Source organism: Dickeya sp. NCPPB 3274, assembly GCF_000406205.1.
GTDB classification, from domain to species: domain Bacteria; phylum Pseudomonadota; class Gammaproteobacteria; order Enterobacterales; family Enterobacteriaceae; genus Dickeya; species Dickeya fangzhongdai.
The window spans coordinates 1521753-1544829 of sequence record NZ_CM001979.1 but is presented as its reverse complement, the minus strand read 5'-3'; the positions used below and the strand labels follow the sequence as shown (position 1 = coordinate 1544829).

The window sequence follows — 23077 nt, the reverse complement described above, 5'->3', positions numbered from 1 at the left end:
GGATGAGCACAACCATCACCATAAACGCCAGACACGTCAGCCACAGCTTCACCACCGGCAAGGTAGTCCAACCCGTGGTGAAAGAGGTGGATTTGCAGATTGCCGCCGGTGAACTGACCCTGATTATCGGCCCTTCCGGCTCGGGCAAAAGTACGCTGCTGGCGATCCTGTCCGGGCTGCTGCGCCCGCAATCAGGGCAGGTGTTTATCAACGGGCAGGACATCACCCAATATCACGATCGCGATCTGGAGAAATTCAGGTTGCATCATTGCGGCTTCGTATTTCAGGGCTTCAATCTGTTCGGCGCGCTGAACGCGTTGCAGAACGTGATGCTGCCGTTGACCTACGGCGAACAACTTTCGCAGCAGGAGGCGAAAGAGCGGGCGTCCGCCACGCTGGATGCCGTGGGACTCAACAATCGCAAAACGCTCTACCCCGCCGAACTGTCCGGCGGAGAAAAGCAGCGTGTGGCGATTGCCCGTGCGTTGGTCAAGCACGGCCAGTTCCTGTTCGCCGATGAGCCCACCAGCGCGCTCGACAAGCATAACGGTCAAATTGTTATCGACACATTGCGCCACATTGCCCACCAGCAGGGTTCCACCGTGGTGGCGGTGTCTCACGATAACCGTCTGATTGAACACGCCGACCGGGTTATTACCATCGAAGATGGCCGTATCACCCATGATTCCGGCTCTTCATTTCACGGAGTTTCACTGACATGAAAGTTATCCACCTGGCCAGTAGTCTCGTCATGGCATTGGCGCTCAGCGCCTGCGACGCCGAAAAACCGTCGCCGCCGGCCGCGCAGTCCACACCCTGGGTCGCTATCGCCAAAGGCTACATCAGCATTGAAGGCGGCATGATCAGCATTGATGCGCCGCGCGCCGGCATCATCAAGCAGATCCTGGCGGAAGAAGGCGATGAGGTAAAAAAAGGGCAGTTGCTGGCGCAAATCGATGATAAGGAGGTGGAGCTGTCGTTGCGGCAGTCTCTGACCTCGCAGGATGAAGCCACGCAGGATGTCGCCACCAGCAAAACCAAGCTGGAGATTGCCGAACGGGAATACCGCCGGGTGCTGCCGCTCGGCACTCAGATTATTTCCGATCAGTCGAAACAAAACCTGAAGGACCAGATGTCGCTGGCGCGCGAGGACCTGGCCGGCAAAAAAGCCGCGCTGGAAACGGCCAAAGCCAAGGTGGCGTCGGCCCAACTGGAAGTGGACAAGTTCAAGGTTCTCGCCCCTGAAAACGGCAAGATCGTACGGCGATACGCCAAGCCGGGGGAAGGCTCCTCCACGCTCAATGTGACCCGCCTGTTCACGCTGGCGCCGGATGCGCCGCGCATCGTGCGCGCGGAAATCGAGGATATCTTTGTCGATAACGTACGCCCCGGTCAGTTGGCCGAGGTCACGCTGGAAAACAACGAGAAAAAGGTCTATCAGGCCAAAGTGCTGCGGCTTAGCGAAGTCTTCGGTCCCAGCGTACAAAATACGGACGATCCGACGGCCAAACAGGACACCCGGGTGATTGAATGCGTGCTGTCGCTGGATGCGCCGAAGATCAAACTCGGTCAGCGGGTGATGGTTAAAATCTACCCGTTGGGCACGGTGCCGCCCGTCGGCACTCCCGCTCCGGCCACGGCGCCATGACAGTATTATTTGCAGCGTTGCCGCACGCGTTACGGCGCCATCTTTACTTCGCCAGCCAGACGATCGAGGTCAGCGACGCCGCCCAGACCCGGCTGCTCGACAGCGGATTAACGCTGCCGGCGTCGCTTAACCGCGCCGTACTGAAACGCCGGGTGGAATTTCTGTCGGGCCGCGCCTGCGCGCGCGAGGCGCTGCGACTGGCGGGATTGACGGTTCCCGATTCGCTGCCGATTTCGCCCCATCGCCACCCGGTGTGGCCAGCCGACATCGTCGGCTCCATCAGCCACTGCAACCAGCTGGCGTTCGCCGTCGTCGCCCATCGTCAGGCGTTGCACAGCGTGGGGATGGATATCGAAGCGTGTATGACCGAAAGCGCGTTGGATAACGTGCGCGCGCTGATCGCCAAACCGCAAGAGCTGCGCCTTGCGGCACAGACCGGGCTCGCCGAGACGCTGGTCGGCACCCTGCTGTTCTCCGCCAAGGAGAGCCTGTTCAAAGCCTTGTTCGCCGACGTACAGCGGATTTTCGATTTTTCCTGCGCGCAGTTAACTGACTGGCAACCGTCTCGCCAGTGCTTTCAACTCACCCTGACACAATCCCTTAGCCCCACTAACCCGCAGGGGAAACAGATCTGCTGTTACTACCACTGTTTTGACAATCACGTCCTGACACTCTGTCTGGAGCCCCAGCCCGGCCTCGCTCCGGCTTAAAACCTGGCTAGACCAAGCATTGCTTTCACGTACAGTGGCCTGCCGCTTATCCGCTACATGCCACTTCTCCGCTACATGCCACTTATCCGCGACAGCGCGCGTCATGCCGCCTGCAGCCACTTTCATCACAAGCATAAAAAACCAGTAAAACACCAATTAACACATATTTAAATCCAGTCAGACGTCGTTTAATTATCATTAATTTTTATAATATCAATTTTTGTGATATTATTGCTGGATTCGTGCATCGCCGCCCCCAACACTGCATCAACGCAGCGGCGAGATACGATCTGATGCTCAAGGGGGAGAATGAGACGGTGTTGCGCCACGTTGCAGGCGCGCCGACGTGAATAAACGTTTTGCGGGCTGATGTCCGACACACCCTCACCACACTACCCGATAGCACCTGACGTCATACCCGGCAAGACGGTGTTTTTTTCCCCACGCTTCACCTCCCTTTTCATGTCACGATAATAAAAGGTTAACCACTTGATGAAATTGAAGAGAAAACGTGTAAAACCTATCGCGCTGGACGATGTCACCATCATTGATGACGGCCGTCTGCGTAAAGCCATTACCGCCGCCGCGCTCGGCAACGCCATGGAGTGGTTCGATTTTGGCGTCTACGGCTTCGTCGCCTATGCGCTGGGCCAGGTGTTCTTTCCCGGCGCCGACCCCGGCGTACAGATGATCGCCGCGCTGGCGACCTTCTCAGTGCCGTTTCTAATCCGCCCGCTGGGCGGCGTGTTTTTCGGCGCGCTGGGCGACAAATACGGCCGCCAGAAAATCCTCGCCATCACCATCATCATCATGTCCATCAGCACCTTCTGCATCGGGCTGATACCGTCGTACGAACGCATCGGCATCTGGGCGCCGATCCTGCTGCTGCTGGCGAAAATGGCGCAGGGGTTCTCCGTCGGCGGCGAATACACCGGCGCGTCGATTTTCGTGGCGGAGTATTCGCCCGACCGTAAACGCGGCTTCATGGGCAGTTGGCTGGATTTCGGCTCCATCGCCGGGTTTGTGCTGGGCGCCGGCGTAGTGGTGCTGATTTCCACCATCATCGGCGAACAGGCGTTTCTGGAGTGGGGCTGGCGTCTGCCGTTCTTTCTGGCGCTGCCGCTTGGCATTATCGGCTTGTACCTGCGCCACGCGCTGGAAGAAACTCCCGCGTTTCAGCAACACGTGGAAAAAATGGAGCAGAACGATCGCGACGGGCTGAAAGCCGGGCCGGGCGTCTCTTTTCGGGACATCGCCACCCATCACTGGAAAAGCCTGCTGGTGTGCATCGGGCTGGTGATCGCCACCAACGTGACCTATTACATGCTGCTGACCTACATGCCAAGCTATCTGTCGCACAGCCTGCATTACTCGGAAAACCATGGCGTGCTGATCATCATCGCCATCATGATCGGCATGCTGTTCGTGCAGCCGGTGATGGGCCTGCTCAGCGACCGCTTCGGCCGCAAACCGTTCGTGGTTATCGGCAGCGTCGCCATGTTTTTCCTGGCGGTGCCGAGCTTCATGCTGATCAACAGCAACGTTATCGGCCTGATTTTTTTGGGGCTGCTGATGCTGGCGGTGATCCTGAACGCCTTTACCGGCGTGATGGCGTCAACCCTGCCCGCGCTGTTCCCGACGCACATTCGCTATAGCGCGCTGGCCAGCGCCTTCAACATTTCGGTGCTGATTGCCGGCCTGACGCCAACCGCCGTCGCCTGGCTGGTGGAAAGCAGCCGCAATCTGTACATGCCGGCGTACTACCTGATGGTGATCGCCGTTATCGGCCTGCTGACCGGTCTGTTCATGAAAGAGACGGCCAACAAGCCGCTGAAAGGCGCTACGCCGGCCGCCTCCGACCTGTCGGAAGCGAAGGAAATTTTGCAGGAGCACCACGACAATATCGAACATAAAATCGAGAATATCACGCAGCAAATCGCTGAACTGGAAGAGAAACGCAAGCTGCTGGTCGCCCAGCATCCGCGGATTAATGAATAGTAATGAAGTAATGAAGTAATGAATAAAAATACGCGCCCGCCGGCCATACGGTCGACGGGCGTTTTTTACGTCAGCGACAGACTATCAACAACCAACAACCGCGCTAGCGGGCGAGCACCCGCCGGGTCGACGCCGGGTTATTGATGAGCTTTTCCGCCGGTCGGATCGGCCGGCGAACCAGCTCGCCGCCGCAGTTGGGGCAACGACCGTTCAGTTTCTCCTGCACGCAATCGGCGCAGAAGGTACATTCAAACGAACAAATCCGCGCCAGCAATGAATCCGGCGGCAGATCGACGTCGCAGCATTCACAATTAGGCCGCAATTCCAGCATGATGGCGCTCCTGTTTTCAGGTATCAACCCGGTTCATAACGTTGCCTGGCTTACGCCGTCAGCAACCCGCTCGCCAGCCAGTCGCCGGCATTTTTCACCCCCGGCAGCACGAAGAAGTAACCACCGCCGATCGGTTTGATGTACTCCTCCAGCGGCTCGCCGTCGAGCCGTTTTTGCACCGTCAGGAAGCCTTTTTCCAGGTCGGCCTGATAGCAGACGAACAGCAGCCCCATATCCAACTGGCCGGAATTGGACACCCCCAGCGAGTAGCTGTAGCCGCGGCGCAGCATCAGATTGGCCTGGGTTTCCCGCGTGCGCGGGTTAGCCAGACGAATATGCGCATCCAGCGGAATCACTTTACCCTCCGGATCCTGACTGTAGTCCGGCTCGTCATGCTCATGAGCCATGCCCAGCGGCGCGCCGCTGTGTTTTTCCCGGCCGAAAATGGTCTGCTGCTCCCTGAGCGGCGTGCGGTCCCAGAATTCGACATGAAAACGGATGATGCGCGCCGCCTGATAGCTGCCGCCCACCGTCCATGCCGGTTCGCCGGACGATGCGCCGACCCACAGGATCTGGTCCATCAGCGTATTATCGCCGGTATTGGGGTTAGCGGTGCCGTCCTTGAAACCCAACAGATTGACGGGGGTTTCCTGGCCTTTGCTGCGCGCCGCGTGCGCGGAAATGAACCCTTCCCGCTTCCAGCGCACGCTGAGCAGGTCCGGCGTCTGCTTGATGATATCGCGCAGCGCGTGCAGCACCGTTTCATTGGTGTTGGCGCAGATCTGCAACAGCAGGTCGCCATGACACAGGCTGGCGTCCAGCGAGTCGTTGGGAAAACGCGTCATGCGCTGCAGTTTCAGCGGCTTGAGCGCCTGCAAACCAAACCGCTCGTCAAACAGCGACGCGCCGACCGATACGGTGATGGTGAGATTATCCGGATAGATTTCCGGCCCCATGATGCCGGAATCCAGCGGCGGCAGACGCGGGTCGACCTCCGGCACTTTGCCGCCCTGCGTCAGAAACGCGATGCGCTGGGTCAGCAACTGGAGCAAGCGGGTCAGATCCGGTTTGCTGGTCGCCAGCACATCGAACGCCACCAGCATCATCGCCGCCTGTTGCGGCGTAACGATACCGGCCTGATGCGGACCGTAGAACGGCTGTTTTTCCCAGCGTTCATCCTGCGGCGTCTGCGGCTTGTCCTCCGCCCGCGCCAACCGGTCGGCGCCGAGCGCCAACGCGCCGCCCATCATCCCCAGCCCCTGCAACAGCCGGCGGCGTGAGGGAGAAGCGATGTCCGGCTGTGCCGGACAAGCGGAGGGTTGGGAAGAATGCGGCCCGTCCTGCGGGCCCGTGGTATGACTCATGATAGCTCGCCTCAATCCAGACCGAGCACGCCGCGCAATTGCGCCAGATCTTCCGCCAGCGTGGTGATCGGCCCTTTCAGCGCGGTGCGATCGGCATCGCTCAGCTTCTCGTAGGATTCAAACCCGCCTTTGGTTTTGTACTTCGCCAGCACGCCGTCGACCGTTTTGAAGTTGGCGTCGATCTTGGTCAGCAACGGCTTATTGGCTTTCTCCAGCAGCGGACGCAGCAGGTTGACAATCTTCTGCGCGCCGTCGACGTTGGCCTGGAAGTCCCACAGGTCGGTGCGGCTGTAACGGTCTTCCTCGCCGCTGATCTTGGTCGCCGCCACTTCTTCAATCAACCCGGCCGCGCCGCCCACCACTTTACTCGGCGGGAAGGTCAGGCTGGCGATGCGTTTTTGCAGTTCCTGCGTATCGGCGTACAGCTGATCGGCGTAGTGCTCCATGCCCTTGGTGGCATGATCGGCAAACAGCGCTTTCTCCAGCCGGTGGAAGCCGGTGAATTTCGGGTCTTCGGCTTTCTTCTCGTAGTCGTCTTCACGAGCGTCGATGCTGCCGTCCAGATCGGAGAACAGTTCGGCGATCGGTTCGATACGCTCGTAGTGCTGGCGGGTCGGCGCATACAGCTTGCGCGCTTCATCCAGCTTGCCGGCCTTGATGGCGGCGGTGAACAGTTTGGTCTGCTGCACCAACCCTTCCACCTCTTTGGTCACGTAAACCTTGTATTCGGCGATCGGCCCTACCAGATCCAGCACGTTGGTTTTCGCGGCGGCGGCGTCACCACCGGCGGTCACCACCAGCTTGCCTTTGGGGTTGCTGAGCAGGCCGCAGGTCATGTCGTATTCGCCCGGCTCCAGATTGGCGGTCATTTTCTGGGTGAAGCCCGGCGCGATATTCTCACGCTCTTCCACCACCATCACCCCTTTGAGGATTTCCCACTCCAGGTTCTTCTGGCTGGCGTTGGCGACCACAAACTGCGTTTTACCTGCCGCTACCGTGACTTGCATCGGTTCGCACTGCTTGTCGTTAACCGTTATCTTAACCTGCGGAATGTCGGCAGCCAGAGCGCTGAACGCCGGCAGAGCCAGCAGAGCGGCGCACAGCGCCGTACGGCGGAAGAATGGTGTAGACATAGACCTATCCCTTTTTACATTAGTTGTTAATGGTGATAATCGTTAATGATGATGTTTACGCGACGCCGAAGCCGTGACCGGCTCCATGCGCTGCGGCAGGAAAAAGAACGCCAGCGCCGGGATCAGATACAGGAAATAGACCACCACTTCGCTGACCGTCGGGGTTTCCTGATAGCCGAACATGCCTTCCAGCAGCGTGCCGAACAGCGTATGGGTCGACAGCGTGGCGCTGAAATCGAAGGCGATTTGCTGAAATTGATTCCACAATCCCGCTTCATGAAACGCGCGGATCGCCCCGGCAGCCAGACCGGCGGCGACAAACAGAATGAACAGGCTGCTCCATTTGAAGAACCGGGCCAGATGCAGTTTCACCCCGCCCCAATAGATCATCATCCCGACCACGACGGCGCACAGCAGCCCGAGCACGGCGCCGATCGGCGCATAGATGCCGACATCCTGCTGGAAGGCGGCCAGCAGAAAGAACACCGACTCCAGCCCCTCGCGCGCCACGGCGAAGAACACCATCGCCACCAGCGCCCATCCCTGACGCTTGCTGGCGTTGAGCGCCTGATCGATAGCGCCTTCCAGATGCACCCGTACCGAACGCGACACCTTGCGCATCCAGAACACCATGTAAGTCAGGATCACCACGGCGATCACCGCCACAATCCCTTCGAACAGTTCCTGTTGTTTCTGCGGAAATTCGCCGGTGGTGGCGTTGATGAAGACGCCGAGCGCCAGACATAGCGCCAGCGCCAGCACCACGCCGGCCCAGACCGCGCCCAGCCACTGCTCGCGTTGGGTACGCTTCAGGTAGCTGGCGATCAGGCTGACGATCAGCGCCGCCTCCAGCCCTTCACGGAACATGATGAGTAACGGAACGAACATGGATGGAAACTCCTCAGACAGACTGGGCGACGCGCCTTCACAGCCCGGACGCACCGCCGCAGGGATACAAATCGGATAAAGAATGATAATAGTTCTTATTAATAAAGAAATGTAAGGATTGGTAAAGCACTTTTTTCTAATCAAATATTTCAACGCCGCAGTCTGGCGTGGCGGCGCGTCACGACAGGGAAATCACGACAGGGAAAAGCAGGCGGTGTACCGCCATGATTCGCGTCTCGGGCGCAGCCTAACCCGCCGCTATCAAAGCGGAGCGCTACGCTCCCAAAGGGTTGGGCAATTCACGTCGGGAACAGCCTACAGCCGCACGCAGCGGTCACGGCCTTTTTTCTTCGCCAGATACAGCGCCTGATCGGCGCCCTCTTTCAGACGCTGAATATCGCAGGGGTTGTCGCTGGAGTGCGAATACACCCCCACGCTTACCGTCACCACCTGACGGGGCAATAGCGAAGCCTGATGCGGCACGGCGCACTTGCGCACACTCCTCCACGGCTCGCTCACCGAACACCGCCGCCTGTTCGCCGCTCATGCCCGGCAAAATAATGGCGAACTCCTCGCCGCCGTAACGGGCGGCCAATCCGCCGTCAGGCAACGGCAACCCACTCAGCACGCTGCCAAGTTGGGTCAGGCAGCGGTCGCCCAGTACATGCCCGTAGGTATCGTTGTAGAGTTTGAAAAAATCCACATCCAGCATAATCAGCGACAAGGTTCCGCCCTCTTCGCGGGCCCGGGACAGCGACTGCTCCAGATAAAGATCAAAACGCCGGCGGTTGGCCAGTTTGGTGAGCGGATCGACCATCGCCAGTTTTTGCAGCACTTTGTTTTTGTCGCTTTCCTCCTGATGCAGACGGCTGATCGCCTCTTTATTTTTCACCGTTAACCGGATCTGTTTCAGGACGAAGCCGCCGAGGAAAAACATGGCGAGCAGCACCATGATGTTGAGCGCCATAGCCGAAATATTTTCCGCCAGCCAGCGCGCCTGCAACGCGCCCCGGTCCAGACTCGCCGCCACCACCAGCGGATAACGCTTCAGTTTAACGTAGCCGACAATACGCACCCGGTTATCCAGCGTGGTGCGCCAGGTACCGCTGCCGCTGCCTTGTTCCAGCCGGGACTGTTCAAACAGGCCGCCGTCAGCGAAATTACTATTAATATATTGTTCACGATTGGGGTAGAGATAAATCGCATGGCCGTCCGCATTCATCAATGACAGCACACCGTCATAATCCAGACTGAAATAACTGTAGAAATTACCGAAATAATTATGGTCGATAGTGGCAAGAAAAACGCCCTTGAATTCGCCATTCGGCCCATTTATCCGTTTCGCTACCGGAATAATACGCCTGCCGGTGATCGTACTGACGGTAACCTTACTGATAAACAATGACGTGGTATTATTGTCCCTGAGCCAGGTAAAATATTCCCGCCGGCCGGCATTATAAATATAGAGCGGCCCTTTACCGGTAGAGGAAATCAGATTTCCCTTTTCGTCAAACAGGTAGAAACCCACCAATTGCGGCAGCACCGCACGATGGGTATCGAGAACGCTTTTCACTCGCGTGGAATCCAGCATGCCGGTTTGCGACAGCTCCCGCAGCATGTCATCGATCGCCACTTCAATCGGCACAAACGTATCTTCCGCCTGACGTGACATCGCCACGGACAGGTTAGCCACGTTTTTCTGCGCATCCACCAACATACGCTGATAGGAGTCCAGAAAATTCCAAATACTGGTGGTGACAAAAATCAGACTACAGACGACCAGAAAAGCCATCATGGTAATACCGGGGGAAGAATTAAAAGGCAAAGAGCGAAGGAAACGCAGAGCGCTGGGCAGAAAATTATTATTATTTGACATATGCGTTCTCAGTAAGGCAACGACCTTATCCATACCCTACACGTTCGAGTTGCAGAATGCGGCAACGCAGCACTTCCTCATAAGCCTGCCAGGCAGGTGGCTGGAGGGCGAGGAAAAACCACGCGCCTGCAACGTAACGTATGACGGGTATAGACATGCTACCTGATATTTCGGACGGTCCACAATGCTGTCCGTCACGTTCTTCAGGGACGAAAACGCGCATTCAGGCCACCATCACGGCATCAATCGGCGTTCAGCGCTCATCCGTAACCGCCTCACTACATCAGGCATAGCCTATAATAAATCTGTGACAAAATAATCAATTCTGCAAAAAAGCCGGTTGCCGCAATATCGGGCGCATCTTACGGACGACCGCTTCCGCTGTCACACCGTCACATCCGCGCCATCACCCCTTCGCTCCATTTTAGTGCAGCGCCATCATCCAGCGTGAAATAAATAACCTCGCTTGCGCGTTATCCGTGCCTTTTATTAACGTGATGATTCATATTACCGGCGGATAATTTAACATTTTCAAAAAATAATCATTATTCCCCAACCAATAATGCACAGCAGCACCAAAATAACGCACCCGGCGCACTAAAATAATCAATATTATTTTTATCCACGCCCATTTTTATAAAAATCGGTCCATTTTTAATTTTTTTAAAAACTACAGATTTTTATGTTTAAATTTAATAAATGGAAGGCAACAAAAACAAACAAACGCCACCAAGCCAGAATATAAATCTTATTTTTTGTCATTATTGACAACATAACACTAGTTGATAATATCGAAAAAACGGCGCGTCAGCCTTAATTATTCGGATAGCGACATCGATTCACATCCGGGTTGACGAGCGCATTAATTTATTGATTTTAAATATCTAAACCTTACCAACTGGTGAGACGGCTGCCTTTTATCCTGAGTTTATACCCTAAATAATTCGAGTTGCAGTAAGGCGGCAACCGAGTGAATCCCCAGGAGCTTACATCAGTAAGTGACTGGGGTGAGTGACAAATTGGCGTAAGCCGATTTGAACGCTGCTGGCAGCGGCCCCGAAGGGGCGAGGCCCATGAAATGGGCCGAGTAACGCAGCCAACGCACCTGCAACTTGAAGTATGACGGGTATATTATTTTAATGATGGAGTTTGCGATGCATATTAAAAAACCTTATTTGTTGTTCCTTGGCGATGCCCACGACCAGTTGGCCGCTAAAGTAGCGATCGGCATTAAACAGTGGCATCCGGAATACTGCGTCGGTCAGTATCGAATGGCGGGATGCAAGGCGGACTGCGGGCTGCCGGACATGGATATCGCCGCCGCGCGGGCGGCAGGCGCGCAGACGCTGGTGATCGGCGTGGCGAACCGCGGCGGCATCATTTCCGACGCCTGGGTCGCGGTGCTGCGTCAGGCGCTGGAGTGCGGCATGGACCTGGCCGCCGGTCTGCACAATAAACTGGCGGATGTGCCGGAAATCAGTGAACTGGCCGCGCGGCTGGGGCGCTCGCTGTTCGACGTGCGTCACCCAACGCAGAGCTTCCCGGTGGCCAGCGGGCGTAAACGCAGCGGCAAACGTCTGTTGCCGGTCGGCACCGACTGCTCCTGCGGCAAAATGTACACCGCGCTGGCGATTGAAAAAGCGCTGCTGGAACGCGGCGGCAACGCCACTTTTCGCGCCACCGGCCAGACCGGCATTTTGATTTCCGGCGCGGGCGTCAGCATTGACGCGGTAGTATCCGACTTTATCGCCGGCGCGGTGGAAACCCTCGCGCCCGATAACGACGCCGACCACTGGGACGTGATCGAAGGTCAGGGGTCGCTGTTCCACCCCTCTTTCGCCGGGGTCACCACCGGTATCATCCACGGCGCCCAGCCGGACGCGCTGGTGTTGTGTCACGAACCCACCCGCACCCGCATGCGCGGCGTGGACTATCCGCTGCCGGATCTGCAAGCCTGTATCGATCTCAATCTGGCGATGGCGCGGCTGACCAACCCGAACGCCCGCTTCGTCGGGGTCTCCATCAACAGCGCACACCTGAGCGAAGCGGACGCGCTGGCCTACATGGCGAAACTGGAACACCAGCTGGGGCTGCCGGTAGTCGACCCGTTCCGTCAGGGCGTGGGCCGTATCGTCGATAACTTGTAAGGACGGCATCATGGCGGAACTGATCGTCACTCATGAACGCTGGGCGTTAAAAGAAACCTTCACCGTTTCGCGCGGCAGCAAAACCCACGCCGATGTCATCAAGGTGACGGTACGCGACGGGCGCTGCGAAGGCCACGGCGAAAGCGTGCCCTACGCCCGCTACGGCGAAAACATCAGCGGTGTGGAAGCCCAGTTGCTGGCGCTGCGAGACGCGGTGCGACGCGGTCTTGACCGGAACACATTGCAGACACTGCTGCCGCCCGGCGCCGCGCGTAATGCGCTGGACTGCGCGCTGTGGGATCTCGATAGCCAGCGGCAGGCCAAACCGGTGTGGCAGTTGGCCGGGCTGCCGCGACCGGAACCGGCGACCAGCGCGTTTACGCTATCGCTGGATACCCCGGAACGCATGGCGCAGGCCGCGCAGCGCAACGCGCACCGTCCGTTGCTGAAGCTGAAACTGGCGGACGAACACGATATCGAACGGGTTGCCGCGGTACGCCGCTGGGCGCCGCAAGCGCAGTTGATCGTCGACGCCAACGAAGGCTGGAACGCCGACCTGTACCTGAAACTGGTGCCGGAGTTGCAGCGCCTTGGCGTCGGCATGATTGAGCAGCCGCTGCCCGCCCGCGACGACGACGCGCTGGCCGCGCTGCCGCGTCCGATTCCGCTGTGCGCCGACGAATCCTGCCATGACCGCCAGTCGCTGCCGGGTCTGGCGGCGCGCTACGACATGGTTAACATCAAGCTGGATAAAACCGGCGGGTTGACCGAGGCGCTGCTGCTGCGTCAGGCGGCGCAGGCGCAGGGCCTGAAGATCATGGTGGGTTGTATGGTCAGCACTTCGCTGTCGATGGCGCCGGCCACGCTGGTGGCGCAGGGCGCGGACATCGTCGATCTCGACGGGCCGCTGCTGCTGGCGGACGACCGGGTCGGCGGGCTGGAATGGCGCGGCAGCCAGTTGTATTTACCTGAAGAGGGATTGTGGGGCCACCCCCGCCCTTGTTTAACGGGAGTTGCATAATGTCACGTATCCTTTACGTTAACGGGCGTTACCTGCCCGAGGAACAAGCGACGATTTCGGTGTTCGATCGCGGATTTCTGTTTGCCGACGCGGTGTATGAAGTCACCGCGGTGGTCAACGGCCGGCTGGCGGAATACGACGGCCACATGGCGCGTCTGGAGCGCTCCTGCCGCGAGCTGAACCTGCGTCTGCCGGTCAGCCAGACGGCCTTGCGGGAGATTCATCTGGCGCTGATCGAACAAAACCGGCTGGAAGAAGGCGGTATCTACCTACAGCTCAGCCGCGGCAGCACCGGCGACCGGGATTTCGCGTTCCCCACCGACGCCGAACCGACGCTGGTGCTGTTTACCCAGTCCCGCCCGGTTCTCCACCACCCCAGCGCGGAGAAAGGCATTCGCGTCATCACCTGCCCGGACCTGCGCTGGCACCGGCGCGACATCAAAACCGTCAGCCTGCTGATGGCCTGTATGGCGAAAGAGTGGGCGCACGCCAAAGGCGCCGATGACGCCTGGCTGGTAGAAAACGGCCTGATTACCGAGGGCAGCTCCAGCAACTGCTTTATCGTCGATGCCGACAACCGCCTGATTACCCGCCCGCTCAGCAACGACATCCTGCACGGCATTACCCGCAAAGCGCTGCTGCAACTGGCCGCCGACCATCATCTGACGGTGGAAGAACGGGCGTTCACGCCGCAGGAAGCGCTCGCCGCCAAAGAAGCTTTTATCAGCTCCGCCACCACCTTTGTCTGGCCGGTGGTGGAGATCGACGGCGTCACGATTGGGGATGGGCGCCCCGGACCGCTGGCGCGCCAACTGCGGGACATCTATATCGGGATGATTCGCGCCCAGACCGCGGGGTAATAATCTGACGCGGCGGGTAATGCCGTCATGGCAAGCCGCGCCTTACTGCAGCAGAACCCGCACCAGAACCTGAATATCGTCCAGCGCTCCGGCCCGTCTTACCGGGTCGGGGTGCAGGGTGAGCACATCCGCATAGCCATTCACCACCGCGCCAAGCTGACGGGCGACGCGTGAAGCCTCCACCGGCTTGTAGAGGCCGGCGGCGATGCCATCACGAATAACCTGCGCCATCAGTTGATCCCATTCCGTTATCAACGCCGTAATCATCCCGGCAAATATCTGGTCATGCATGGCATATTTCCAGATATCGCTGTACAGCACCCAGGCGGCGTCGACCGACTCGGGAAGATAGTGATCGATCAACGCAGGCAAGCGCGCATCTGGCGGCAATGCGCCGACCCGGGCGGTAATCTCGTCCAGATCCATGCGCATAAAACGTAAAAACGCTGCGATGCGCAACGCATTCCAGTCAGAAAAATAGTGGTAAATGTGACTGCGTGAAATCCCCAAAAAATCAGTGACATCTCGCGTTTTAACCGCGGTCACCCCTTTTTCCTTAAACAGGGCGATGGCGGCGTCCAGAATCGTCTCTTTCAACGCATTGCCCGACTCATTTTTCATGTTTTGCTCCCGCATTGACATTGAGCAAACGCTCAAGTACAGTCCGCTCACGCTTGAGCACTTGCTCAACATACTGATATTAACACGAGTTGCCATCATGTTTCATCGCAAGCCAGCTCCGCACAACGCCTGGGTGACGCTTAAGGCGCTGATGCGACTGCACAATAAAAAATTACTTCTGACCTTTGGACTGGTAGCCGCGGAAAACACCTTGCTGCTGACATACCCGCTGTTTGCAGGCTTTGCCATTAACGCGATTATTGATGGCAACGCCGCGCTGGCGCTGGTTTATGCCATCATTGTCTTGCTGATGTGGCTCATCGGGGCCGCCAGACGCAGTGCCGATACCCGCGTTTTTTCACGCATTTATGCGGAGCTGGCGGTCCCGGTGATTGTCACCCAGCGAGAAAACCAGCATTCGCAGTCGACTGTCGCGGCCAGAGTAGCCTTGTCCAGAGAATTCGTGGATTTCTTCGAAGTGCACCTGCCCGTCTTGCTGACGTCGTTATTTTCGGTCAGCGGCGCGGTATTCATGTTGATGATTATCGAGTTTTGGGCCGGGTTCTTCTGTCTGGCGATCCTGCTGGTTTTCAGCTTTTTTCTGGCCAGCTATATCCAAAAGAATGAATACCTGTACAACCGGCTCAACAATCGCCTTGAAAAAGAGGTGGGGCTGATCGGGCAGGCGAAAACGCGCACGCTGATCAAGCATTATGTGATGTTGTCCAGACTGAGGATTCGTCTTTCCGATCGCGAAGCCTGGGGGTATTTGTCAATCGGCGTGGCCGCTGCACTGCTCTTCGGCGCGGTCATTATGCTGATGTTGGCAAAAGGATACAGCAATGCCGGGCATATCTATTCGGTCATGACCTATTTGTGGATGTTCGTGATGAGTCTGGATGACGCGCCTCAGTTACTTGAAAAATTTTCCAAACTGAAGGACATCGGGAAACGGATCAACACCGGGCTGACCTGATGTCCCGACCGGCCATACGCGCCCTGCCGCATCAGGACAGGGCGCGTTCTCACCGCAGGTCTATCGCCCGGCGGCATCTGCCACGCCACTCATCCCTTGCGGCACAGCGGGCGACCGTTGACCTTGCCGGAGCCGCACAGCCAGCGGGTTTTGCCGTCACTAATGGTATAACCGTTGGCGTCCGGCACCACCCTGACGTGGCGCAGGCTCAGTCCGGCCAGTTGCACCGGCTCTACCCCCAAAAACCAGACATGCTCGCCGTCGGTCGCCAGTTTTTCATTATTCGGCAACATGCGGATATCCGCCGTTTTCACCCCGGCCGGGATGCTCTGATACGGCCGCCCGAAGACATAGAAACCGTTTTTGTCCAGCGCGGTACTGAACGTCAGGCAGCGGAAACTGGCGGCATCGCCATCGGCGCGCTGCTCGCCACGGTAGTAAAGACTGCCGTCAATGGTGGCCCAGCCAAAGCAGTTGCCCGCGCTCGGCGCCTGCTTTTGATAGGCAACCACGCTGGTTTCATTCTCTACAAAATAGTAGTTCTGCTTGTCGAACGCCTGATTTCTGGCCAGCGTTTTGAAACTGGCGATATCCACGCCACTCATCTCCTCACCGTCAGGCAGCCAGACATGATTGCGATCGCGGAAGAACGGAAAATCCAGCGCCTGAAAACTGTCGGCATCGATATCCTGCTTCATGCGCTCACAGCCGACGAACGACCCGACATTGGTAATCAGAAAAGCGTCGTAGCGCAGTTTGGCGCTTTCAGGCTTGAAACCGTCCGGCAGAGGCTGCTGGTTGCAGTAGTAACGAGGGCCGGATACCGCCAGCGCCACCCGCTTTTCCCGCAACAACACCCGGAAATCTTCCGGTTTGGCTTCCGTCAGCACCTGCGGATCCGCATTCGTCGATACCCGGTACACCACCTTACCCTGCTCAACCTGATAGGGAGGCTTCACTTCCGCCTGCGACGACAGCGCCGCCATACTCAGCAGCAGAGCGAGATATCCGTTCCGTTTCATACGCTTTCCTTTAATTTTACCCATCGAATCACTTTCCCCATTGAATCACTGTGTATCCGTCTCCTTGCCTGTCGACCAGTGCATGGCCAGTTTCTGCCCGGCCTTGATTTCATCCGGCTGCATGGTGGCTTCCAGATCATTGCGGGCCGCGATGGCCTCCGCCATGCCCTCGGTCGCCGCCAGCGAATACCAGGCGTAGGAATGAATACGGTTGCGCGATGCGCCCAGTCCATCCTGCCGCATCATCCCCATACGATACTGCGCCATACGGTTGCCGTCATGCGCCGCGAAGCGATACTGTTTCATCGCTTCCACATAGTCCGCCTTGCCGCCCTGCCCCAGCCGCAGCATCTCGCCGTACGCCAGTCGGGATTCGGTATCGCCGATCGCCGCCGCTTTGGCGAACACCTCGCGAGCCCGTTCCAGTTCGCCGCGCTTAAGCAGCCAGTCGCCCAGTTCGAGCTGCGCCGGCACATAGCCGGCCGACGACGCCAGCACCAGATACTGTTCCCGTTTGGCCTTATCGGTCTGTACCTGGCTGAGCTTGTAATCCGCCTCGCCATTGCCCTTGCCGGAGGCGCGCTCCAGCCAGTAATTGGCCTGCTTGTCGTTCTGCGGCAACCCGTGATCGCCACGGCGATACGCCTGCGCCAGCCACAGTTGCGCCGGCGCCTCGCCACCGGCCGCCGCTTTCTGATACCAGTCCAGCGCGTCTTTACCGTCGGCGTGCCGGGCCATCCACAACTGCGCCTGGGTTTGTCCCTTGTCCGCCGCCCGGAAATACCAGCGCTCGGCCAGGTCGGTCCGCTTCGCTACGCCTTTCCCTTGTTCATAACGCTGGGCGAGCTGGTACTGCGCGTCCCGGTTGCCCAGATCCGCCGCCTTCTCTACCCATCCGGCGGCCTCTTCTTCCGCACCGGGATGGGCGGCATACCACTGCGCCACTACCAGCTGCGCCGGCGCATACTGGTTGTCGGCCGCGCGTTCGAACGCATCCAGACAGGCCGCCACCAGTTTGCCCTGATGCTGCGCCTGACAGTCCATTCCCAGCCGGTAGCCGGCCTCGCCGCTGCCCAGCCGCGAGGCTTTCTGCCACCACTGGCGCGCCAGCGGCGTATTTTTCGGCTCGCCCAGCCCGGTCTGATACCAGTCGCCCACCTGCAACGCCGCCAGCGCCCGGCTTTCCCGCGGCCCGGACAGGTCTGACAGATCCGCCGCTTTTTGCATCCACTGCATGGCTTCGCCGTAGTGCGAACGGGAAGCCAGTTGCTTCGCCAGCCGGTACTGCGCTTCTCCGTTGCCGCTCTGTGCCGACTTACGCAAATCCGCGTCGGACAGCGACGACACCGGCGCCTGACAGGCAGCCAGCAGACACACGGACAGCGCCGTCAATAATCGTATTTTTCTCATCATGTTACCGTCGTTACCCCTGGAGACATCCGGCGACGCCGCCGGGCAGCGCCATCCCGCCCGACGCGGCGGCCTTAACTGCCGCTATCGCCTTGCTGCAATCGGTACAGCCGGATATTGAAAGCACGCAGTTCATCTTCCATGCCGCGCAGCTCCGCCGGGGTCAGCGGCTGGCGGGCGGCTTTGCGCGCCTCCATCGTCCGTAAACGGATGCTAAATGGCACATCGGAAGCAAAATATTTCTGAATATCATAAAGTTGCGACTTCAGATACGAAATGGTCACCGTACGGCGCTGTTTCTCCAAATCCAGCAGTTGTTGCAGCGTCTCGCCCACTCCGGCGCGCGCCTGCTCGTAGCCGCTGACGCGCGGCGGCTTGTCGCCCTGCTGGCGGTCGAGGGCGATCTGCCACTGACGGTCCATCTCTTTGACCGCCAGCGAGTCCGGATACAGCTGCTGCATGACGCCTTTCAGCCCTTCACCATACTGGTACAGATAGAACGGCGAGGCGTTCTTGACCTGCTCCAGTTGCGCCTGATAACGGTTGATCAGTTCGCCTTCCATGCCTTGCAGCTTCTGCTCGCCCAGCACGATGCGCACCCGGCGGATATCGTTGTGATCCGGCGCGGACGGCAACGCATAGGCCGGTTGCTGCAACAGCGCCAGCGCCTCGGTTTTTTGATCCTGCCAGTACTGCCAGCCGCTCACCGCCGCTACCGGCAGTCCACAGGTCAGCACGCCGCAGACAAACCAGAACCAGGCCGGCTTCTGCTTGCGGTGCGCTTCGATCTTCAATACCGTCGGTTTCATCTGCCCTTTCTCCCGGCCGACCAGAATACTGCCCGACGGCAGCGCCGGCTGGGCCGCCGCCGCCGCGGACGCCATCCCGCCCGGTTCCATGTCGGACTGGAAGAACACCATCGGCGGAATCTGCATATCCTGCTGTTTTTTCAGCGTCTGATCGTCAGAGACAATCACAATCTCGGTTTCATCAAACAGATGGGTGTAACCCTCGATAAAGTGCAGCAGGTTTTCCACCCGGGGGATGCGGCTCAGGCCGGAGTTATGCAGTTTTTCACTCATCAGTTGCAGAGCGCGCTCGCAGCGATAAACCAGCCGCTTGTGTTCGTGGCTGATGGCGTACTGGCGAATCACCTCGCTGATGCGGGCGATAAACCAGTCCAGAATTTCGATGCGCGCCCGCTCCTGATGTACCGGCGGCCAGAAGTTTTCCCACTGGGTTACGATCAGGTTGGCGAGAAATTCACAGCCCTCGGTAAAACCGTTCAGCCCGGCCAGCCGCGAACGCGCCAGGGTGAAATAGATGGCGGTTTGCAGGTCGACGCCCTGTTTTTCAAAAATAGCGGTCGCCATATCGTGCACCCGCATCCAGTCCACTTCCGGGCGGGAGGCATGGCTCAGCTTGTTGATTTCCGCGCGCAACGCCTCGTACTCAGGCAGCATCCGTGGATCACGGCCCACTTTCAGGGCCTGTTGTGCATCTTGCATATCACTTCATCCGGCTACGGGCGAGCAAGGACTGGGCCTGCTCGCCCTCTGGGTTAATAAAGAGAATCAGGCAGTTTGAACTGGCTGAACAGGCCACCGGCAAACGGGTTGTGGCTGGCGTCGGTATAGACGCGATAGGTCATGCCGCCTTGTTCCAGCGAGAAACGCACGTCGAAGGTGTTGTCGTTCACCTGCGTCAGCTGACCGTTGGTCAACAGGCGGAACATCGCCCACGGACCGGTGAAGCTCAGGCTGCGCGGCGAGCGCTCGCGGTCATCCGGCACCAGCGTCAGCTTGCTTTCGGCGCCGTCGCGCATGCTGTTCGGCCACACCAGCGGCGTTTTGGTCCGGCGGCCGTGGCTGTACTCCAGCAACTGTCCGTCAAGATTCAGCACGCTGCGGCGTTTGTTGGCGGTCAGCTCCACCGGTTCCACCACGAAGTGCACTTCCAGACTGCCCTGCGCATTGAACAGCGTCTGACGAATGCGGGTGGCGCGGTCCAGCTGTTTCCCCAGTTCGGTCTGCAACGGCGACGCGCCTTCCCCTTCCAGCATGCCGCTTTCCATGATCGACTTGAGGTTGGTCTGGTAGAAGCTGTCCAGCGTACCGCCCGCGGCGAAGAAACGCTCCATCTCGGACAACGGCACATCCTTGTCGGAAGACGGATTGAACGGATAGCGATCCGCCAGTTTCTCGTTGAACGGCGTCACCACCTTGTCCATCCACTCCTGATTAAGCGACGACATCGCCAGCCCGGTCACCAGACTGGCGCTTTCTCCCGCCAGTTGGCCGACCCAACGGTCCAGCGGCGCCGGCAGGCTGCGGGCATACTGCTGCAACGCGAACACCGGATCGGCGAACTTGTTGCCCTGACGCGCCTGTACCGCTTTCAGCGCCGCCTGCCCCGGATCGGTGGCGTTCACGATCTGATCCAGATAGTGGTAGAGATCGGTCAGCTTCTGATTGACCTCCTGCACCAGCGGCCCCTGCTCGCCCCGCCCGCTCAGCGCGGCGTTGATGGTCATGAACGGGCGACCGATACGGGTATTGATGCCTTGCGCGGTGTCGTTCTCGTCATCCGCCAGCTTGCGGATCCGGGTGTTGTCGCTCAGCGTGGTCAACACGCGCTGGAACGGCTGGTCGTTACCGGTAATATCCGTCAGTACGTTAAGCGCCTGTTCCGGGCTTTCCAGCGACTGTACATCAATATTCGCCAGCACTTTCTGCCACTGGTTGATGTAGTCGGTGATGTAGCGGTCGTTCACCTGACGCAGGATCTCCTTGCGGTCGGCCTCGCTCAGGTGAGCGCGCTCACGCTGGCCCAGCACCCAGGCATCCAGCGCGGTCAGGTCCAGCAGCGCTTTGTCCTGTTTGAGGTAGAAATCGCTGAAACCGGGATAGGTCAGCAACCGCGGCACCGTGCCCGCCTTGTCGTTGCGCAGGGTGAACACCGAATCAAACGTCGGCCCCACCTCGTCGCGAATCGCCAGATCCGGCGGCAACACCTGCGTCGCCTTCATCACCAGGCTCTGGTAGACGCGCTGGTACATCGGCAGCTTGCTCAGCTCGCGCTGGGCGCTGGCGATAGGGTCCACAAACGGCGCAAACGTGGAGATCGCCACCGTATCCTTCTGCTCGCGCGACTGGTGCCAGTCGGTATGATCCAGCGCGTAATCCAGATGCTGCATCAACTGTTCCTGCACCTTGCCCTGGCCCGGAAACGCTTTCTGCCAGCGCAGCGCCATGAACTGTTCCACCAGCGTCTTGTTGCGTCCGGAGGCGTCGTCCAGCATCCGCATCACCCGCAGAATGGTCAGCTTCTGCTCGCTGCCGGCCGGCGCCTGATTCAGGTCCTCCAACAGCCCTTGCATCACCGCCGGCAGGAAACGCTGATTGAGCATCTGCAGGTAGGAGCCTTCCACGTAAGGGCCGATCTTATCGCCCTGATACAGGCCGAGGTCGGCCAGCATCGGCGTACGTTCGTGGTAGTTGCCGAACGACAGGGTCGCGTCGCGGATCAGGTTCAGACGCGGCAATTGCTGGTAACCGTACCCCGCCTGCCCTTCCAGTTCGTTGGTGCCGATGAACGCCTGCGCCTTGGTCAGCACGTTACGCCCGGCCTCTTCGTTCACCCGGTAGAAATGGTGCCAGCTGCCGATCATCGCCAGCCCGAACAGCACCATACCGGTAATGCCGATGCTCATGCGGCGGCGGCGATAAAGGCTGTGCAGCCGGTTTTCCCCCGCCAGGCTGGCTTCCGGGAAAATCACCTCCGGAAACAGCTTCTGGACGAAGAACGTATTGGACTCGCCGCGCATGGCGGCGTTGATCGGTTCCGGCAACTGATAGCGCCGGGAAGCGGATTGCGCGAAAGCGTCAAACGGCACGCCTTGCTGGTATACAGAACTGACGTACACGCCGCGCACCAGAAACGCGCGGTCGTCGCCGGTCGCCAGCGTTTCGTTCAGCACTTCCGTCACGTAATCCTTCAGCCCGGCCAGCTGGCGCACGAAGGTGAACAGCGTATTGCGCACGCCGCGCTCCGACTGCGTGAGCAGCATTTCCGGCAGATTATTGTTGAGGTTAGTGATCCAGTCGTCCCAGAAGCGCTCCAGCTCTTCCAGCCAGCCTTTGCCGTGGCTGGCCTGCGGCGTGAACGTCACCCCCAGCACCGCCTGACGCGCTTCCCGGTTCAGCGAGCGGTACACCACGTCAAAGCCGCGCAGCATATCCAGACGGGTCAGCGCCACATACAGCGGCAGACGGGTGTTGATGTTAACCGCGATTTCCTGCAAACGGGCGCGCATTACCTGCGCGTAAGCCTTGCGCTCCGACACGCTGGCCTGCGACAGCCAGGAGAGATCGATCGTCAGCACCAGCCCGTTCAACGGCTGGCGACGACGGTTGAGGCTCAGCCACTGCAACAGATGCTGCCACAGGCGGGCATGACGTCCGGCCGACGGCTCCGCCCCGACTTCCGGCTGGGCCAGCAGCTGACCGCTCGGGTCCCAGATCACCGCCGACTCGCCGACCCAGCTGTTGACCTGCTGACCGCCCGCCACTTCGCGCAGTTCCGCATCCAGTTTCGGGTTGAGCTTGTTGGCCGGATTGGCGCGATGAATCAGGCTGCTTTTGCCGCTGCCGGACAGGCCGATCGCCAGATACCAGGGCATGGCGTACAGCGCCTTTTTGCCCAGTTGGGCCTGAAATGCCTGCAACCAGCGGTCCAGAAAGGTTTGCTGGCTGTCGACGTACACCTGCAGCGGGTCCTGCTCGATAATCTGCTGTTCACGCCGCTCCGCGCGCAATTGCTGCACCCGGCGCCAGACGCGCCAGGCGCTGTAGGCAAAGCCCAGCCACAGCCAGATCAGCGTGAACACCACGCGGCCCCACACGCTTTGCAGCGGACGCATGTCGCCGAGGGTCAGACGCGGCCCCAGCCACCAGGCCAGCACCAGCGCCACCACCCATACCACCACCCCCAGCAGCAGCCAGGAAGGTTTCAGTTTCGGCAGCTGTTGCCGCAGAAAGGTAATGATTATTTTCAACATAAGTGACCATTCA

At 59.1% G+C, this 23077-nt stretch carries 19 protein-coding genes and 1 pseudogene; 8 read left to right on the top strand and 12 right to left on the bottom strand.

Features of this window, described 5'->3' with window-relative positions:
- Positions 1 to 2: 2 nt before the first annotated feature.
- The 3 genes from DXX3274_RS07645 to DXX3274_RS07635 are packed head-to-tail and all read left to right on the top strand — an operon-like array spanning position 3 to position 2358.
- The gene (locus tag DXX3274_RS07645; RefSeq protein WP_042859293.1) at positions 3 to 722 is read left to right on the top strand and encodes an ABC transporter ATP-binding protein; all 720 of its coding nucleotides are present in this window, start codon (positions 3 to 5) and stop codon (positions 720 to 722) included.
- Positions 719 to 1648 (top strand): efflux RND transporter periplasmic adaptor subunit, encoded by a 930-nt coding sequence (locus DXX3274_RS07640; RefSeq protein WP_042859292.1) that lies wholly within the window; start codon positions 719 to 721, stop codon positions 1646 to 1648. Before DXX3274_RS07645 ends, DXX3274_RS07640 begins: the two co-directional genes overlap by 4 nt.
- Positions 1645 to 2358: a 4'-phosphopantetheinyl transferase gene (locus DXX3274_RS07635; protein WP_050569825.1), complete on the top strand. Its 714-nt coding sequence runs from the start codon at positions 1645 to 1647 to the stop codon at positions 2356 to 2358. Before DXX3274_RS07640 ends, DXX3274_RS07635 begins: the two co-directional genes overlap by 4 nt.
- Positions 2359 to 2546: 188 nt before the next feature.
- On the opposite strand, the gene DXX3274_RS23670 is transcribed toward DXX3274_RS07635, so the two are convergent.
- Positions 2547 to 2738 (bottom strand): hypothetical protein, encoded by a 192-nt coding sequence (locus DXX3274_RS23670; protein ID WP_152495237.1) that lies wholly within the window; start codon positions 2736 to 2738, stop codon positions 2547 to 2549.
- A 112-nt stretch (positions 2739 to 2850) separates the two neighbouring features.
- Here DXX3274_RS23670 and proP point away from each other — a divergent pair, with 112 nt between their 5' ends.
- Positions 2851 to 4356, top strand: a complete 1506-nt coding sequence (gene proP, locus DXX3274_RS07630; protein WP_042859291.1) for a glycine betaine/L-proline transporter ProP — start codon at positions 2851 to 2853, stop codon at positions 4354 to 4356.
- Between the two features lie 103 nt (positions 4357 to 4459).
- Here proP and DXX3274_RS07625 read toward each other — a convergent pair whose 3' ends face one another.
- The 6 genes and pseudogenes from DXX3274_RS07625 to DXX3274_RS07605 form a co-directional block, all read right to left on the bottom strand.
- Entirely contained in the window at positions 4460 to 4687 is a 228-nt protein-coding gene (locus DXX3274_RS07625; protein WP_042859290.1) for a DUF1272 domain-containing protein, read from the bottom strand.
- A 50-nt stretch (positions 4688 to 4737) separates the two neighbouring features.
- Positions 4738 to 6051, bottom strand: coding sequence for an iron uptake transporter deferrochelatase/peroxidase subunit (gene efeB / locus DXX3274_RS07620; RefSeq protein ID WP_042859289.1), 1314 nt, complete (start codon positions 6049 to 6051; stop codon positions 4738 to 4740).
- 11 nt (positions 6052 to 6062) lie between these two features.
- Positions 6063 to 7184, bottom strand: coding sequence for an iron uptake system protein EfeO (efeO, locus tag DXX3274_RS07615; protein WP_042859288.1), 1122 nt, complete (start codon positions 7182 to 7184; stop codon positions 6063 to 6065).
- Positions 7185 to 7226: 42 nt separating this feature from the next.
- Entirely contained in the window at positions 7227 to 8072 is an 846-nt protein-coding gene (efeU, locus tag DXX3274_RS07610; protein WP_042859287.1) for an iron uptake transporter permease EfeU, read from the bottom strand.
- 315 nt (positions 8073 to 8387) lie between these two features.
- Complete coding sequence (locus DXX3274_RS24395) at positions 8388 to 8519, bottom strand: hypothetical protein (protein ID WP_256379569.1); 132 nt, start codon at positions 8517 to 8519, stop codon at positions 8388 to 8390.
- 115 nt (positions 8520 to 8634) lie between these two features.
- Positions 8635 to 9663: pseudogene (locus DXX3274_RS07605) on the bottom strand (diguanylate cyclase domain-containing protein); the annotation flags it as partial.
- 1439 nt (positions 9664 to 11102) lie between these two features.
- Between DXX3274_RS07605 and dgcN the strand changes: the two are divergent.
- From dgcN to DXX3274_RS07590, 3 genes are read left to right on the top strand one after another with little or no spacing between them, the layout of a single operon-like run.
- On the top strand, positions 11103 to 12095 hold the full coding sequence (gene dgcN, locus DXX3274_RS07600) for an N-acetyltransferase DgcN (RefSeq protein WP_042859286.1): 993 nt from the start codon (positions 11103 to 11105) through the stop codon (positions 12093 to 12095).
- A gap of 10 nt (positions 12096 to 12105) precedes the next feature.
- Entirely contained in the window at positions 12106 to 13116 is a 1011-nt protein-coding gene (gene dgcA, locus DXX3274_RS07595; RefSeq protein WP_042859285.1) for an N-acetyl-D-Glu racemase DgcA, read from the top strand.
- Positions 13116 to 13976 carry a D-amino-acid transaminase gene (locus DXX3274_RS07590; RefSeq protein ID WP_042859284.1) on the top strand — a complete coding sequence of 287 codons (861 nt, stop codon included), beginning with the start codon at positions 13116 to 13118 and terminating at the stop codon, positions 13974 to 13976. The genes dgcA and DXX3274_RS07590 overlap by 1 nt, the downstream gene beginning before the upstream one ends.
- Positions 13977 to 14018: 42 nt before the next feature.
- Here DXX3274_RS07590 and DXX3274_RS07585 read toward each other — a convergent pair whose 3' ends face one another.
- Complete coding sequence (locus tag DXX3274_RS07585; protein ID WP_042859283.1) at positions 14019 to 14597, bottom strand: TetR/AcrR family transcriptional regulator; 579 nt, start codon at positions 14595 to 14597, stop codon at positions 14019 to 14021.
- A 97-nt stretch (positions 14598 to 14694) separates the two neighbouring features.
- On the opposite strand from DXX3274_RS07585, the gene DXX3274_RS07580 reads away from it, so the two are divergent.
- A complete protein-coding gene (locus DXX3274_RS07580) occupies positions 14695 to 15573 on the top strand; it encodes an ABC transporter six-transmembrane domain-containing protein (RefSeq protein ID WP_042859282.1) in 879 nt (292 codons plus the stop codon).
- 89 nt (positions 15574 to 15662) lie between these two features.
- On the opposite strand, the gene DXX3274_RS07575 is transcribed toward DXX3274_RS07580, so the two are convergent.
- The 4 genes from DXX3274_RS07575 to tssM all read right to left on the bottom strand — a co-directional run bounded on the left by DXX3274_RS07575 (position 15663) and on the right by tssM (position 23064).
- Positions 15663 to 16595 carry a DKNYY domain-containing protein gene (locus tag DXX3274_RS07575; RefSeq protein WP_042859281.1) on the bottom strand — a complete coding sequence of 311 codons (933 nt, stop codon included), beginning with the start codon at positions 16593 to 16595 and terminating at the stop codon, positions 15663 to 15665.
- A gap of 45 nt (positions 16596 to 16640) precedes the next feature.
- Complete coding sequence (locus DXX3274_RS07570) at positions 16641 to 18008, bottom strand: tetratricopeptide repeat protein (RefSeq protein ID WP_042859280.1); 1368 nt, start codon at positions 18006 to 18008, stop codon at positions 16641 to 16643.
- A gap of 71 nt (positions 18009 to 18079) precedes the next feature.
- A complete protein-coding gene (locus DXX3274_RS07565) occupies positions 18080 to 19513 on the bottom strand; it encodes a VasL domain-containing protein (protein ID WP_042859279.1) in 1434 nt (477 codons plus the stop codon).
- Positions 19514 to 19566: 53 nt separating this feature from the next.
- Complete coding sequence (gene tssM / locus DXX3274_RS07560; protein ID WP_042859278.1) at positions 19567 to 23064, bottom strand: type VI secretion system membrane subunit TssM; 3498 nt, start codon at positions 23062 to 23064, stop codon at positions 19567 to 19569.
- Between the last annotated feature and the right edge of the window lie 13 nt (positions 23065 to 23077).